This is a genomic window from Mesorhizobium sp. M7A.F.Ca.US.011.01.1.1, from assembly GCF_003998295.1.
Taxonomy (GTDB): Bacteria; Pseudomonadota; Alphaproteobacteria; order Rhizobiales; family Rhizobiaceae; genus Mesorhizobium.
The window spans coordinates 12,896-26,819 of the sequence record NZ_RZRT01000012.1; the positions used below are offsets into that span (position 1 = coordinate 12,896).

At 64.8% G+C, this 13,924-nt stretch carries 12 protein-coding genes; 6 read left to right on the forward strand and 6 right to left on the reverse strand.

Features of this window, described 5'->3' with window-relative positions; translation table 11 throughout:
- Positions 1-255 precede the first annotated feature (255 nt).
- The 5 genes from EOA13_RS14590 to EOA13_RS14615 all read left to right on the forward strand — a co-directional run bounded on the left by EOA13_RS14590 (position 256) and on the right by EOA13_RS14615 (position 5,709).
- Positions 256-1,866, forward strand: a complete 1,611-nt coding sequence (locus tag EOA13_RS14590; RefSeq protein ID WP_127293519.1) for an ABC transporter substrate-binding protein — start codon at positions 256-258, stop codon at positions 1,864-1,866.
- Between the two features lie 255 nt (positions 1,867-2,121).
- Positions 2,122-3,108: an ABC transporter permease gene (locus EOA13_RS14600; protein ID WP_127293521.1), complete on the forward strand. Its 987-nt coding sequence runs from the start codon at positions 2,122-2,124 to the stop codon at positions 3,106-3,108.
- Positions 3,105-3,935, forward strand: coding sequence for an ABC transporter permease (locus EOA13_RS14605; protein ID WP_127293523.1), 831 nt, complete (start codon positions 3,105-3,107; stop codon positions 3,933-3,935). The genes EOA13_RS14600 and EOA13_RS14605 overlap by 4 nt, the downstream gene beginning before the upstream one ends.
- Entirely contained in the window at positions 3,932-4,936 is a 1,005-nt protein-coding gene (locus EOA13_RS14610; protein WP_164780079.1) for an ABC transporter ATP-binding protein, read from the forward strand. The genes EOA13_RS14605 and EOA13_RS14610 overlap by 4 nt, the downstream gene beginning before the upstream one ends.
- Positions 4,933-5,709 carry an ATP-binding cassette domain-containing protein gene (locus EOA13_RS14615; RefSeq protein ID WP_127293525.1) on the forward strand — a complete coding sequence of 259 codons (777 nt, stop codon included), beginning with the start codon at positions 4,933-4,935 and terminating at the stop codon, positions 5,707-5,709. The genes EOA13_RS14610 and EOA13_RS14615 overlap by 4 nt, the downstream gene beginning before the upstream one ends.
- A 171-nt stretch (positions 5,710-5,880) precedes the next feature.
- Here the strand turns inward: EOA13_RS14615 and EOA13_RS14620 are convergent, their stop codons facing one another.
- Positions 5,881-6,492 carry an NAD(P)-dependent oxidoreductase gene (locus EOA13_RS14620; protein ID WP_127293527.1) on the reverse strand — a complete coding sequence of 204 codons (612 nt, stop codon included), beginning with the start codon at positions 6,490-6,492 and terminating at the stop codon, positions 5,881-5,883.
- Between the two features lie 44 nt (positions 6,493-6,536).
- A complete protein-coding gene (locus EOA13_RS14625) occupies positions 6,537-7,175 on the reverse strand; it encodes a DsbA family protein (RefSeq protein ID WP_127293529.1) in 639 nt (212 codons plus the stop codon).
- A 130-nt stretch (positions 7,176-7,305) separates the two neighbouring features.
- Between EOA13_RS14625 and EOA13_RS14630 the strand changes: the two genes are divergently transcribed.
- Positions 7,306-8,223, forward strand: a complete 918-nt coding sequence (locus tag EOA13_RS14630; protein ID WP_127293531.1) for a LysR family transcriptional regulator — start codon at positions 7,306-7,308, stop codon at positions 8,221-8,223.
- A gap of 12 nt (positions 8,224-8,235) precedes the next feature.
- Here EOA13_RS14630 and EOA13_RS14635 read toward each other — a convergent pair whose 3' ends face one another.
- Genes EOA13_RS14635 through EOA13_RS14650 form a run of 4 tightly spaced genes read right to left on the reverse strand, consistent with a single transcriptional unit; the run spans position 8,236 to position 13,916 of the window.
- Complete coding sequence (locus tag EOA13_RS14635; RefSeq protein WP_127293533.1) at positions 8,236-9,852, reverse strand: GMC family oxidoreductase; 1,617 nt, start codon at positions 9,850-9,852, stop codon at positions 8,236-8,238.
- The gene (locus EOA13_RS14640) at positions 9,849-11,363 is read right to left on the reverse strand and encodes an FGGY-family carbohydrate kinase (protein WP_127293535.1); all 1,515 of its coding nucleotides are present in this window, start codon (positions 11,361-11,363) and stop codon (positions 9,849-9,851) included. The genes EOA13_RS14635 and EOA13_RS14640 overlap by 4 nt, the downstream gene beginning before the upstream one ends.
- A gap of 22 nt (positions 11,364-11,385) precedes the next feature.
- Complete coding sequence (locus EOA13_RS14645; RefSeq protein WP_206535283.1) at positions 11,386-12,204, reverse strand: aldolase; 819 nt, start codon at positions 12,202-12,204, stop codon at positions 11,386-11,388.
- A gap of 14 nt (positions 12,205-12,218) precedes the next feature.
- Positions 12,219-13,916 (reverse strand): glycerol-3-phosphate dehydrogenase/oxidase, encoded by a 1,698-nt coding sequence (locus EOA13_RS14650; protein WP_127293539.1) that lies wholly within the window; start codon positions 13,914-13,916, stop codon positions 12,219-12,221.
- Positions 13,917-13,924 lie beyond the last annotated feature (8 nt).

The following is a 13,924-nucleotide window of genomic DNA, read 5'->3' on the forward strand; positions in this document are numbered from 1 at the left end:
TCTCTACGTCTCTGTGTTGTCATTCGTCACACATTCAATCAATCTGGTCCTACCAGAATGATCAAATTGAGCCACGCCCTCCAAACTGGTCCAGCGGACGAAAATTTCAAAGCCAAGCGAGGATGCGCCAATTCCGTCTCTGGCGAAACCCTCGGCAAGGCTCATAATCGCCGCCGCAAGGGATGCTGGCGGGCTTGCCGGCGTCCGAGGGGTATTGGCGCACCCGACGGGTCGCGGAGAGGACGGAGTTCGATCATGTCAGGTTTCACGATTTCCAGACGCACGATGCTTGCCGGTTCGGCAATGCTGCTGGCCTCTACCGCAATGCCGACATCAGGCTGGGCTCAGACACCGAAGAAGGGCGGGCGGCTGGTGCTTGCCGCCGATTCCGAACCACGCAACCTCAACCCGGCGATCGTCGCCTCCAACGGCGTCTTCTTCATCTCCAGCAAGATCGTCGAAACGCTGGCCGAAGCCTCCTTCGAGGGCAAGGACGGGCTCGCACCACGGCTGGCGCTGAGCTGGGAAGGTGCCGCCGACGGGCTCTCAGTGACGTTCAAACTGCGCGACGGCGTCAAATGGCATGACGGCAAGCCGTTCACCTCGGCCGACGTCGCCTTTTCGGCGCTGCAGATCTGGAAGCCGCTGCAGAATCTCGGCCGCACCGTGTTCAAGGATCTGGCCAGCGTCGACACCCCGGACGATCTCACCGCCGTCTTCAAATTCGCCAAGCCGACGCCGTTCCAGCTGATCCGCAACGCGCTGCCGGCGCTGAGCAGCGTGGTGCCGAAGCACATCTATGAGGTCGGGAAGATCGAGGACAACCCGGCCAACAACGCGCCCGTCGGCACCGGGCCGTTCAAATTCGGCGAGTACAAGGCCGGCCAATATTACCGGCTGACCAGGAACACCGACTACTGGGGCAAGGACGAGCCCTATCTCGACGAGATCATCTATCAGGTGCTGCCGGATCGCACGTCGGCTGCAAGCGCGCTGGAGGCCGAAGAGATCCAGCTGGCGGCCTTTTCCGCCGTGCCGTTGGCCGACCTCGACCGCATCTCGAAAGTGCCGGGCCTGAAGGTGATCTCCAAGGGCTATGAGGGATTGACCTATCAGCTCGTCGTCGAGATCAACCATCGCCGCAAGGAGCTGGCCGATGTGAAAGTGCGGCAGGCGATCGCGCATGCCATCGACAAGGATTTCGTCGTCAAGACGGTGTTCCTCGGCTATGCCGCGACAGCCACCGGTCCGGTGCCGAAGAACGATGCACAATTCTACACCGCCGATGTGCCGACCTATGCCTTCGACGTTGCCAAGGCCAACGCGCTGCTCGACGAGGCTGGCTACAAGAAAGGCGCCGACGGCGACCGCTTTTCGCTGAAGCTTTTGCCGGCGCCCTATTTCAATGAGACCAAGCAGTTCGGCGACTATCTGCGCCAGGCGCTCGCCGCCATCGGCATCGACGCAGAGCTCGTCAACAACGACTCGGCCGCGCACATCAAGGCGGTCTACACCGACCACGCCTTCGACCTCGCGGTCGGCCCGCCGGTGTTCCGCGGCGACCCGGCGATCTCGACCACCATCCTGGTGCAGAGCGGCATTCCGGACGGCGTGCCGTTCTCCAACCAGGGCGGCTACAAGAACGACGTGCTCGATGCGCTCATCGCCAAGGCATCGGAGACGCTCGACACCACTGCCCGCACCGACCTCTACAAGGAATTCCAGAAGGAGGTGGCCACCGACCTGCCACTGATCAACGTCGCCGAATGGAGTTTTATCAGCGTCGCGCGCGACACTGTCGGCAACATCGCCAACAACCCGCGCTGGGCAGTGTCGAACTGGGCGGACACGTATTTGGAATCGTGACAGAATTGCGCGGATGAAAGTTCGCGGAATGATCTTGGAGGCTGCGTTCTACGAGGCCCCCCTCTGTCCTGCCGGACATCTCCCCCTCAAGGGGGGAGATTGGCTGGCCGCAACGTCGGCTGATTTGCCGGCAACGTCGAAGATTGGCGGCTCCGAAAATGACAGCCAATCTCCCCCCTTGAGGGGGAGATGTCCGGCAGGACAGAGGGGGGCGCCTAGGCGCAATCCTGGCCAGCGTATCGCTCCGACGCCCCCATGACCCGCGCCCTCGCCCTGCTTCGCCATCGCCTGGTCGGCAGTATCTTCGTGCTGCTGATCGTCGTCATCGGCACCTTCCTGCTGCTCGAAGCAGCTCCCGGCGACGCGGTCGACGCCTATATCGTCTCGACCGGCGGCGACGCCGGCATGATTGAGCTGTTGCGCCATCGCTGGGGTCTCGACCAGTCGGAGCTGACGCGGCTCGCCAACTATCTCTGGGCGCTGTTGCATCTCGATCTCGGGCAGTCGGTGACCTTCTCCCGGCCGATCCGCGATGTGATCCTCGAACGCCTGCCCAACACGCTGCTTTTGATGGTCAGCGCCACCGCGCTTTCCTTCGGGCTCGGCTCGGCACTCGGTATCTATGCCGGTGCGCGGCCAGGCAGTTTCCGCGATCGCTTCCTGTCGATCGGCTCACTGGCGCTCTATGCCGTGCCGGGTTTCTGGCTCGGACTGGTGCTGATCGTCGTCTTTGCCGTCGACCTGCGCTGGCTGCCGATCGGCGGCATCGAAACCCTGGCCTCGGACAAGACCGGCCTTGATCGCGCCGCCGACATCGCTGTCCATCTTATCCTGCCCGTTTCCGCCCTCGGCTTCATCTATCTGGCGCTCTATCTGCGCATGATGCGCGCCGGCATGGCCGAGGTCTGGCGGCAGGATTTCGTCCTGGCCGCACGCGCCAAAGGGTTGTCACGCCGTCGCATCGTGCTCGCCCACGTCGCCCGCAATGCGCTGCTGCCGCTGGTCACCATGCTCGGCCTGCAGTCGGCGCAGATGCTCGGCGGCAGCGTCGTCATCGAGAGCGTCTTTTCCGTACCCGGCCTCGGCCGGCTGGCGCAGGAGGCAGTCGCCTCCCGCGATACGCCGCTTCTGCTCGGCATTATCCTCACCAGCGCCCTCCTGGTCATCGTCATCAATTTGCTCGTCGACATCGCCTACGCCTTCCTCGATCCGCGCGTAGGCGCTAGCGAGGCCGGTGCGTGAGCCCGCTCCGCCGCTTTCTGCGCACGCCCGAGGCGGTCGCCGGCGCCATCCTCCTGGCGGCGCTGATCGCCATGGCGCTGTTGGCGTCGCTGCTGTTCCCCGGCGACCCGCAAGCGATTGCCGGGCCGGCGCTGCTGCCGCCGTTCCAGGACTGGTCGCTGCCGCTCGGCACCGACCGGCTTGGCCGCGACGTGCTGGCCGAGCTTTTTCATGGCGCCCGAACATCGCTGACTGTCGGGCTCGCGGCCGCGGCCGCCGCCCTCGTCGTCGGCGCGGTGATCGGCACATTGGCCGGCTTTGCCGGCGGCCTCGTTGACGAGGTGCTGATGCGCATCACCGACGCCTTTCAGATCGTGCCGAGCTTCCTGCTGGCGCTGGCCTTCGTCAGCGTCGTTGGACCGTCGCTCGGTGTCGTCGTGATTGCCATCGCGCTCGGCACCTGGACGGGGCCTGCCAGAGTGGCCCGCGCGGAAGTCCTCTCCATTCGCGAACGCGATTATGTCGCTGGTGCCAGGGTCATCGGCATGCACCCGCTGGCGATCGCCTTTCGCGAGGTGCTGCCCAATGCCTTGCCTCCGGTGCTGGCGATGTCGTCGGTGATCGTCGCCGCCGCGATCCTCACCGAAGCGGCCTTGTCCTTCCTCGGCCTCGGCGATCCCAACCGGGTCACCTGGGGCGGCATGATCGCCGAAGGCCGCGCTGTCCTGCGCACCGCACCCTTCCTGTCGATCGTCCCGGGCATAGCGCTGGTGCTGACCGTGCTCGGCGTCTACCTCGCCGGTGAAGGCATCGTCGAGACGACGGCGGTCAGGAGAGGCCTGTCGTGACCACCTTGGCAACAATCCGCGACCTGACGGTGATCTACCGCCGCGACGGCAGCGAGGTGACGGCGTTGAAGGGTATCAACCTCGACATCGCTACTGGCGAGCGCCTCGCCATCATCGGCGAAAGCGGTTCGGGCAAAAGCACGCTGGCACTGGCGCTCGCGGGGCTACTGCCGGCTTCTGCCAAGGTTGGAGGTCGCATCGATTGGTTTTTGTCCTCATCGGGCGCCAAGGCACCCCCCTCTGTCCTGCCGGACATCTCCCCCGCAAGGGGGGAGATTACGCTCTCACCTCTGCCTTCGCCAATCACCAATGTCGCGGAAGGGGAGCGGTCGGCGAAGCTGCTGATCTCCCCCCTTGCGGGGGAGATGTCCGGCAGGACAGAGGGGGGTGTGACGGAATGCCAACCTTTCAAATCCGAACTCAACAAAATCCCCCGCCTCGGCCGCGACATCGGCTTCGTCTTCCAGGACCCCTCCGCCAGCCTCGATCCTGTCATGACCATCGGCAAGCAAATCGCCGAAGTTGCCCACACGCATCTCGGCCTCGATTGGTCACAAGCATACGCGAAAGCCAAAAGCCTGCTGGAGCGCGTCCGCTTGCCCGACCCGGACTCGGCCTTGCGCGCCTTCCCACATCAGCTTTCCGGCGGCCAGAAGCAGCGTGTGGCGATCGCCGCCGCCATTGCGGCCGGTCCGAAGTTGCTGATCGCCGACGAAGCGACCAGCGCGCTCGATACCATCGTGCAGGCCGAGATCGTCGCCTTGATCAGACGACTGGTGAACGAGGACGGCATGACGCTGCTGTTCATCAGCCATGACATCGCGCTGGCGGCCGAACTTGCCGAGCGCATCGCCGTTTTCCGTCATGGCCAGTTGGTCGAGCTTGGCATGACGGCGCAGATTGTCGGCGCCCCGGCCCAGCCCTATACGCGTGCATTGCTCGACGCCCATATAGGCCTCGACACCAAGCCGTTGCTGAACCGAGCCAGGCTCCACGCATGAGCCTGCTGGCGGTGTCCAACCTCACCAAGCGCTACCGTCGCGGCGGCAAGACCATCGCTGCCGTCGACGATGTCTCCTTTCACATCGACCCCGGTGAGACACTTGCGGTGGCCGGACCTTCCGGCAGCGGCAAGTCGACGATCGCGCGGTTGGTGCTGCGATTGATCGAGCCGGACGACGGACGCATCGAATTCGAAAGCGACGATTTCCTGGCCTTGAGCGGCGCCGCGCTGCGCGCACGCCGCGCACGCCTGCAAATGGTGTTCCAAGACCCATTGGCCGCCTTCAATCCGCGCGCCACGGTGGCGCGTGTGCTCGACGATCCCTTGCGCATCCATGGCATCGCCTCCCGCGCCGAGCGCCCGCGCCGCACCGCCGCCTTGCTGGAGCGCGTCGGGCTGACGGCTAATCTCGCCCCACGCGCCATCCACGAGATCTCCGGCGGCCAGCGGCAGCGCGTCGCCATTGCCCGCGCCATCGCCACGAAGCCGTCGCTGATCGTGCTCGACGAGGCGGTGTCGGCTCTCGACGTCTCCGTGCGCGGGGAGATCCTCGAGCTTTTGCTCGACCTGCAACGCCAGGAAAAGATCGCCTATCTCTTCATTTCACATGATCTCGGCGTCATCAGGTCGGTCGCCCACCGCGTCATCCTTCTCGATGCCGGCCGAATTGCCGAGAACGGCGATGCCCAAACCGTCATCGACGCGCCGCAATCAGCCATCGGCAAGGCGCTGGTGGCGGCCGCGCCAAGATTGAACCGGGCCGGACCATGATCCCGAAAAGTGGGATCGCAGGCATGACAGCCCAGCATTTGCTTTGCCCAAGGCACCGAGACGGGACGGCGTCGTCACCGATGACCTACCGGGGCGTCGCCGTCCGCGAAATCTTGATGCGGCTGGCGTCGGCCGGCCTCGATTGAGTTCCGGCCGCCACCACCCGTTCGCTCAGTAGCCGACGGTGAAGCGCTGCCTGATGTGGGCCGGCTTCTCGATCTCGTCGACCATGACGATCGCGTAGTCCTCGAAGGAAATGCTGCTCCCCTTGTCGGAGGCGAGAAGCGCGTCCTTGCCGAGGCGGAATTTGCCGGTGCGCTCGCCAGGCACGAACATGGCGGATGGCGACAGGAACGTCCAATCGAGGTCGCTGACCGTCTTCAATCTGTCCAGGAAGTCGGCGCCCTTCTGCGCTTCTGCCTTGTAGATCGCCGGGAAGTCGGGGCTATCGACCAGCCGCTTGCCCGGTGCGACTTCGAGACTGCCGGCGCCGCCGACGACGAGATAGCGCTTCACGCCGGAGGCACGCACCGCCTCGATCAGCGTATCGGCATCGCTGTCCAGGAAATGCACGGAGCTGATCACCGCGTCATGGCCGCGGATCAGGTCTGCGAGACCTTGTCTGTCGAAGACATCGCCTTTCCTGGCCGTCACGCCCGGAAGCGCGGCGATCTTTTCCGGGTTGCGCGCAATGCCGGTGACGGTATGGCCGCGATCGGAGAGTTCCCTGAGAAGGCGCGAACCGAAAGCACCCGATGCACCAATGAGAGCGACTTTTGCCATGTTTGTTTCCTTACTTCTTGTTGCAGGTTTTCTGGAGGATGGGATCACGCCGCCGCGATATGGGCGACGAGATTGTCGAAGCTGCCGAACAGTGCGTTCGAACCGATGAGCCGGGGCGCATCGTTGCGGATGACCGCCAGCGAAGGCACGCCATCGGCATGCAGGCGCTGGAACAGCGCGCGGCCGCGGCCGACCATCTCGCGGTGAGCCGTCAGCAATGTTTCGGTCGGCGCCTTGAGCATTTCGGCGGCGTCCGCCATGCCGGCGGCGGCGAGCACCTCGGCCACACCGCCGATCGTCACGACATCGCGTCCTTCTACATAGCGCGCATGCTGCACCGTCTTCAGCGCGGCAAGCCGGCGGCTGGGATCTTCCAGGCCGGCGGCAGTGATACCGAGTGTGGCGGCATGTGAGTCGAGCAGGGTCCCACGGACATTGAGGACATTGTGCCGATAGGCCGGCGTGAACGATTGTCCGGTCAGGCGCTCGATGCGCTGGTCGTTCGCCCAGGCATGCGCTGCAAAACCTTCATCCATCGGCCGCGCGCCGGCGCCGGAAAACAGGCCGGTCGGCAGCAGTTCGACGCGCACGCCGGTGGCCGACAACCGGTCGAGCATAGGGGTGGCGCCATAGCACCAGCCGCAGAGCGGATCGAAAAGATAGGTCACTTCTGAATTGCTCATGGTCGCTGCCATTCCTGCCCGGCCACCGGACTCGTCAAGGCCGTCGTTGATATGTGGCAGACGGCGGCCTTGCGATAAATGGCGCCCAATTATACAAACTGTCTGATCTGATCATACAAAGGCAGCCAGCTTGGCCGAACTTCTGAACCTCAATCGGCTGGCTTATTTCACCACGGTGATGGAAACCGGATCGTTCACTGCCGCGGCCGACCGGCTTGGCGTCGCCAAGGCCGTGGTCAGCCATCAGATCGGCAAGCTCGAAGAGGAGCTGGGCGCAACGCTGCTGCAGCGCACGACCCGGCGTGTCACGCCGACCGAAGAGGGTCGCCTCTTTTATGACCGCGCGATGATCATCCTGCGCGAAGCGGAGGCGGCCTATGGCGAAATCTCGCGCGGAGCCGTCGAACCGAGCGGAACGCTGAGGCTGACGGCGCCACTCGACTACGGCACCAAGATGGTGGCTCCGGTCATGGCGGCCTATCTCAGAACCTACCCGCATATGCGCGTCGAGGCGATCTTCGACGACGCCGTCAGCAATCTGGTGGACGAGCAGATCGATCTCGGCATCCGCGTCGGCTGGCTCACCGATTCCTCGAACCAGGCGCGGCGCCTGGGGACGATCCGGCAGATCGTGGTGGCGAGCCCTGGCTTCGCGGCGAGCCTGCCGCCCGACGTGACGCCGCGCCAGGCAAGATCGCTGGCCTGGGTCGGCAACACCCAGTTGCGCGGCATCGGCCAATGGCTGTTTTCCAGGGACGGCGAAACGGTGCTGACCGAACTCAATCCGGTCGTCATGTGCGACAAGAGCCCGGCCGCCCTGGCTTGCGTGCTCGCCGGCATCGGGCTCGGCATCTTTCCGGACTACAGCGTCAGCGACGATATCGCCGAGGGCCGGCTGGTGCCGGTGTTTGCCGACTGGAGCCTGCCGTCAGGCGGCATCCACGCGGTCTTTCCGCCGGCCCGGTTCCGGCCCGCCAAGGTGCGCACCTTCGTCGATCTGCTCGCGGCGGCCGAGAGACGGCGATCGCGCAGTGTTGCCGCGGCTTGAAGCCGATGGCGGTCAGCGGGCCTCTTGCAGGATCATCTCGGCTGCCTTTTCCGCGATCATGACGACCGGCGAGTTGGTGTTGCCCGAGACGATTGTCGGCATGATCGAGGCATCGACCACGCGCAGCCCGCCAAGCCCGTGAACACGCAGGGCCTCGTCGACCACCGCCATCGTATCCGAACCCATCTTGCAGGTGCCGACGGGGTGGAAAATCGTCGTGCCGATATCGCCGGCCTTGCGGATGAGCTCTTCGTCGCTGTCATACTGCGTGCCGGGCAGCATCTCTTCCGGCGCAAAGCGCGCCACCGCCTGTGCCTTCATCAGACTGCGGACATGGCGCAACGACGCGACGGCCACGCTGCGGTCCCCCTCGGTGGAAAGATAGTTCGGGCGGATCTTCGCCGCCTCCCGCGCATCGGCTGAACCCATGTGCACGCTGCCCCGACTTTCGGGGCGCAGATTGCAGACCGAGACGGTGACCGCGGGAAAGCGATGCAGCGGCTCGCCCAGACGGTCGGTGCTCAGCGGCTGCACATGGTATTCGAGATCGGGCGTTGCGAGGCGCGGATCGCTCCTGGCGAATATGCCGAGCTGGCTTGGCGCCATCGACAGCGGCCCGCTGCGCTTGAGCGCGTATTCCAGCCCCATCGACGCGCGACTGACCAGATTGTGGTAGCGCTGGTTGAGCGTCGCAGTGTTGGCGACCTTGAAGACGGTGCGGATCTGCAAATGGTCCTGCAGGTTTTCTCCGACGCCTGGCAAGGCATGACGAACATCCACGCCGATGCCCGAGAGCAGGTCGGGGTCGCCCACCCCCGACAGTTCGAGCAGCTTCGGCGAGTTGATGGCGCCGGCTGCAAGGATCGTCTGTCCGGCGCGGACCTGATGCAGGCGGCCGCCTTGGCGGAAAACCAGTCCGGTGACGCGCCGGCCGTCGAATTCGAGCCGTTCGGTCTCCGCGCCGAGCACCACGCGCAGGTTCTTGCGCGCCGCGATGCCACGCAGGAAGGCCTTCGATGTGTTCCAGCGGACGCCCTTCTTCTGGTTGACCTCGAAATAGCCCGAGCCTTCATTGGTGCCGGTGTTGAAGTCTTCGGTGCGCGGAATGCCGAGTTCCTCGGCAGCGTCCCGAAAGGCGTCGAGGATCGGCCACGACAGCCGCTGCCGTTCGCCCCGCCACTCGCCGCCGCTGCCGTGCATGGCGCCTTTACCGCCGTGATAGTCTTCCGATTTGAGGAAATAGGGCAGCACGTCGTCCCAGCCCCAGCCGGCATTGCCGGCCTGACGCCAACCATCATAGTCGGTAGCCTGGCCGCGCATGTAGATCATGCCGTTGATCGATGAACAGCCGCCGAGCACCTTGCCGCGCGGATAGTTGAGGCTGCGTCCATTGAGACCGGCTTCCGGCTCGGTCTTCATCATCCAGTCGGTGCGCGGATTGCCCATGCAGAAGAGGTAGCCGATCGGGATATCGACCCAGTGATAACGGTCACTGCCGCCAGCCTCGAGCAGCAGCACATTGTTGCTCGGATCGGCCGAAAGCCGGTTGGCGAGCACGCAGCCGGCGGAGCCGGCACCGACGATGACGTAATCGTAACTGCCGAACGGGGACGGTGGAGCTTCGGTCACGTGCGCGCCTGCTGTCCGGCGATGCGCTCCCACATCGGGGTCATCGCCTGGTTGATCTCGCCGTACAGTCGATACCGCCGTGCATACGCGTCGGCAACCGCCTCGTTGGGTACAAAATGTCGAGCGGCCGCAGTCATGGCGGCGGCACCTGCGCTGTAGTCCGCGAAGATGCCGACGCCGGTGCCCGCCGCGATCGCCGCTCCCAGGGCGCCGGTTTCGCGGCTGCGCGCCACGGTGACGGGCACGCCGAGCACATCGGCGAATATCTGCGGCCAGACGCTGCTGCGCGAGCCCCCGCCGGACAGCACCACCTGGTCGAAATCAGCGCCCGCTTTGTGCAAGGTCTCGACATGGCGCTTGTGCTCGAAGGCGACGCCCTCGAACAGCGCACGCAGCAGATGGGCCCGGCTGTGCCAGCCGGCGATGCCGTAGAACCCGGCGCGCGCATGGCCATTCTGCTGCGAGCCGTAGAGGAAGGGATGATAGATCGGGATGTCGCTGTTGGGATCGACTGACGCCACCAGTTCGCTGCACAATTCGAACGGCGACTTGCCGGCTTCGCCGCCATGTTCGAGGAATTCGCGAACGATCCATTCGAGATTGGCGGCCGAGGTCGCACTGGATTCGATCGCCAGATAGCGCTGGCGATCGAAAGTCGACAGCATGAAGATCGAAGGGTCGCGGATCGGTTCGTCGGTGATGACCTGGTTGATGCTCCAGGTTCCGGCGATGACCGAGGCCGCACCGGTTCTGGTCACGCCCGAACCGACCGCACTGGCGACGACGTCGAACAGCCCGGCGACGACCGGCGTGCCGGCGCGAAGTCCCGTCAGGGCCGCTACGTCCTCGCTGACATGACCGGCAATGTCGGCCGATTCCAGCGCTGGCGGCAGCAGGTCCAGGCAATCGCCGAGCCCATAGGCGGCAAGCAGGTCCGGCTCGTAGCGGCGGTCCTGCATCTGCAGCAGGCCGCAGCCCGACATATCTGAAGTATCGCTGCTGCGCGCGCCGGTCAGGCGGTTGACGACGAAATCCTTGCACAGGAACACAGTTCCGATGCTGGCAAACAAAGCCGGCGAAAAGCGCTTGAGCCAGGCAAGCAGGGTCGGCGTCTGCGCCGCCCACGGCCGTTGCAGGCAATGTGCATAGGTGCGGTCGCCGACATTCTCTTTTGCCCATTCGGCGACGATGCCGACCGCGCGTGTGTCGAGCGACTGGATGCCGATCAATGGCGCACCATCGCGATCGAGCGCGTAGAGCCCGTTGCCATGGCCGGCGCAGCCGATGGCAACAATCTCGCCGGTGTCGATACCGGCTTCAGCGATGCATTGGCCGATGACCGAAACCGCGTTGCGCCAGAGTTCGTCGAGGTCGCGTTCGACATGTCCGGGCTTTGGCATGGACGAGCGGCCGTCACGGGCGGCGAATGCCAGCTCGCGGCCGGACAAGTCGAAGAGGATGGCCTTGATGACGGTGTTGCCGGCATCGAGGCCGAGGATGTAGCTTGCCATTGGCGCCTCCCGAGGCCGCAGCCTATGCCTGGTTGTACAGATCCCAGGCCACGCCGCCATCGGCATCGTCATGAATGATCGCCATCAGCCCGCGCACGACGGCGCTCGGGTTGGCATGCTGGTAGATGTTGCGGCCATAGACCATGCCAAGCGCACCCTGCGCCATCAAGGCAGCCGACTTGTCGAACACGGCACGCAGATCCTCCTTGCCGCCGCCGCGCACCAGCACCGGGCAGCGCGCCGCCTCGACGACGCGGTGGAAGTCGTTGGCATCGGTGGTCGGATCGGCCTTGACGATATCGGCACCCATCTCGCGGGCAAGCCGGGTCAAGGTGACGATCTTTTCGGCATCGCCGTCGACCATGTAGCCGCCATGCTCTGCGACCGGCAGCATGGCCAGCGGCTCGATCATCAGCGGCAGGCCGTATTTCTCGCAATCCGCGCGCACGCGGGCGATGTTCTGCACGCATTGCCGGAACAGGTCCGGCTCGTCGGGCAGCATGAACAGATTGACCACGACGCAAGCCGCATCCATCTCGATGGCGCCAAGCAAGGGCTCGGCTTCGTTCTGCAGCACCGCCCACATCGCTCGGTGGCGTATCCTGTTATAGGGATTGCCCATGTCGATGCGCATCACCAGCGCCGGCTTGTCCTTGCCAGGCACGGCCTGCAGCAGGTCGGCCTGGCCGTAGTTCATCTGGATGGCGTCGGGGCCGGCCTTGACCAGTTGGTTGACGACGCTGGCCATGTCTTCCAGCCCGGCAAGGAAACTCGGCTCGTTGCAGACGCCGTGATCGATGGCGACGTCGAGACAGCGGCCGCCGCCGAACAGACGGTTCATGCGGACTTTCTTGTTTACGCGCATAGGGCGCTCCTTTGATGCGTCTGGAGATCGATGCCGTGCCGGTAGGCCAGCAAGGTGAGGAAGGTCGAGCGCTCGGTGGCGGCCTCGCTGGCGCTCCAGCCCTTGTGCGCCGCCAGCATGTCGAGAACGGCATTGACGAGGTCGAAGCTGAGACCGCCCGAAATGGCGATGGTGGTGCGGCGCAGGAACAGGTCGGCGAGGCACTCGACTTGCTCGCGCTCGATGATGCGCCCTATCTCGCTTGCCGAATAGTCCGATTGGGGCAGCATCTGTTCGCCCGCCGGGTGCGAAACGAAATCCCTGGCCGACGTGCCATAGCGTTGCAGAAGTGTGTGCGCGCGCTCGACCGGCAGGCCATGCTCGCCAGCGAATGATGCGCACCAGACCTGCGGGTCGGCCGGAAAACCACGGCCGCCACCGATGGCCATGTCCTGCGTGCCCTTGCTGCGCGCGAGGCCGAGCCGCTTCAGCGCCATGTCGGCGGCCAGCGCTCCAAACGAACGGAAGGTGGTCCACTTGCCGCCGATCATGCACAACGTCGCCGGCAGATGCCCGCTTGCTTCCACGAACTCGCAAAAGTGATCTCGCGGTATGCGGCTCGTAAAACTGTCCTCGCTGGCCGGCAAAGGACGCACGCCGGCGAAGCGGAACACAATCTGGTCGTCGGCAACCTTGATCGAGGGAAAGACGAAGGCGAGAGACTGTAGGATGTAGCGCATTTCGTCCGCCTCGCAACGGACCTTGTCCGGATCATCGACCCGGATGTCGGTCGAGCCGATCAGCACCTTGCCTAGATAGGGAAACAGGATGCAGATGCGTCCGTCCTCGTTCTCGTAATAGACCATGTGGCCGCCGAGCGCGTCGAACAGTTCGCTGTTGTCGACGATCAGATGCGAGCCCTTGGTGCCACCCATCATAGTCTGCACCGTTGCCCCGATGGCCTTGTTGGTCAGGTCGATCCAGCCGCCGCTGGCGTTGATGACCAGTTGCGGCCGCACCGGCAACTTTTCGCCGGTCAGCGTGTCGGTGATGACAAGGCCGTCGCCGGTCGACGACGCCTGAGCGTAGTTCAGGGCGCGGGCGTTCGCCGCGCTCGCCGTGGCGTCCAGCAGCATCTCCAGGCCGAGGCGCTCGGGTCGGCTCACCCAGGCGTCGTAATAGGTCGCCGAATTGCGGATCGCCGGATTGATCGCCGGCCATGTCTTCAAGGTTTCCGCGCGGCCCCTGAACCTGTGCGTCGGCATCAAACGCCGTGCGGCTGTGAAAAGGTCATACATGGCCAGCCCGGCCTTGATAACCAGCGCCCCGCGCCGGCTGGGCCGCCGCGTCAGCCCCAGGAAACGCACCGCACCGTTGGCGAGACCGGAGAAAATGTCGAAGATCGGCACCGTGGTCGGCAGCGGAGCCACATAGTGCGGCGCATTCCTCAGCAGCCGGTCGCGTTCGAGCAGCGATTCGCGCACCAGTTTGAATTCGCCGTTTTCGAGGTAGCGCAGGCCGCCATGCACCATGCGCGACAGGGCGGCGCTGGCGCCGCTGCAATAGTCGCCCTTCTCCGCCAGCACGACATCGACGCCTTGCAGGGCCAGTTCGCGAAAGACGCTGATGCCGTTGATGCCGCCGCCGATGACGAGCACGGCAATGTCCGGCCGGTCGCGCAGAGCGGCTGTTGTTTGGCTACGGTTCATTGGACAGT